The sequence below is a fragment of the Corynebacterium sp. HMSC064H12 genome, assembly GCF_001809925.1.
GTDB classification, from domain to species: domain Bacteria; phylum Actinomycetota; class Actinomycetes; order Mycobacteriales; family Mycobacteriaceae; genus Corynebacterium; species Corynebacterium jeikeium_D.
Genome location: NZ_KV799358.1, coordinates 1 through 1,333, shown reverse-complemented (window position 1 = coordinate 1,333; position 1,333 = coordinate 1). Strand labels below are relative to the sequence as shown.

Annotated in this window: 1 protein-coding gene; it reads left to right on the top strand. The window is 49.9% G+C overall.

The window, feature by feature from the left end; translation table 11 throughout:
- Positions 1-369 precede the first annotated feature (369 nt).
- Positions 370-666, top strand: coding sequence for a ClbS/DfsB family four-helix bundle protein (locus HMPREF2681_RS11330; RefSeq protein ID WP_323633107.1), 297 nt, complete (start codon positions 370-372; stop codon positions 664-666).
- The last annotated feature ends 667 nt before the right edge of the window (positions 667-1,333 follow it).

Below are 1,333 nucleotides of genomic sequence, written 5' to 3'. Positions count from 1 at the left end.
ATACATTACACACACTTCACACATAAAGCGAACCCGCAGGTCACGGAGCATTTTGTAACGCGCATCAGCACATTAACAGCCATAAGCAATCTAACAACAACACGCGCGAGGCAGTAAGTGAAGCGTGCTGGATCTAGTTCCTACCTCGGTCCTGGAATCCGTCCGAGCATCACCACGTTCCACGATTCTTAACACGACGCTCCAACTGAGGGAGTCGACACTCTCTACAAGACAAAACTCATTCATACGCAAGACTCGTGAACATAGAAGCGGAAATCGAACTTGCCACTTTGCGGACGATGCATTGGTAAAGAATTATGCGGATACACAAAGTGCTGGACTAGCCACACCACGGGAAGCGCAAACCAAGTGCTACCTTGCCTATTTCATCAACCCAGGGTCGTAAAAAGCGGAACTAACCCCAGGACACTTGAACATACGCATGAATACCTCGGATATAGAGTGCTCCACCGAAAATGTGTGGTGAAGCCATATGAATCCGGAAGCGAGATTGAATCAGAGACCACTAAACGCGGGTGTCTATTCATCCGCAAGTTCGAGGATGTTCCCGATGATGGTGGGCAAATGCTCATTGAGGGAATAGACCGCACGCCCCGGCAGGTTATCGCGAACCTATTGGACTGGATGGAATTACTGCTTAGCTGAAAGCGGAAAGAGCAAGCGGACAAAGAGGTGGTGACTGAAGCTCCTAGTTTCAAATGCGATTAGCTAGGTAGCTTGTACGAGTCTTTCTACCAACACTGGGAGCTGGTACCACCCCGAGATCTGATTAATCGATTCGAGGTTCTACTCGCCGAGGTAATCCAACTGGTACCCTGACTGGCCGAAGCAGAGCTGTTTGAGTCTGAGCAGCGAGCGTGGGCGTCTTCCACTCCGTCAGTATGACCGGTGTGGAAGTGGGTACATATCAACACTGTTGCCCCCCCCCTCACTACGTTTCGTACCAAGATAAGGACATGGGAGAAACTCGCTGCTTGCTAGTTGATTGACTCAACCACGTCGACCCCTGTCTTGAGCACAAAGCAAATTTGACCGGCTCTAACAACATGGTTGATCCGAGCCGTTCATTGGAATGACTAGAGGTGCTGCATCGGCTCTTTGGCTAGTTGCCGGTATGCACCAGTAATCGTTGTACGACCGACGTATTTGATTCTGATTTGCTCGTAGGTTTGCTGCCGGTCGACTAAAGGTTTGCATATCCGCCGCGATCAAACCGACCTAATGGCAAACCGTCCTAAGCCGGAAAAGACCATCAGCACTAAAACGCGAGTTAATTCTGTTTACCTGTGGGTAAAACAAAAGTGGGCCGCAG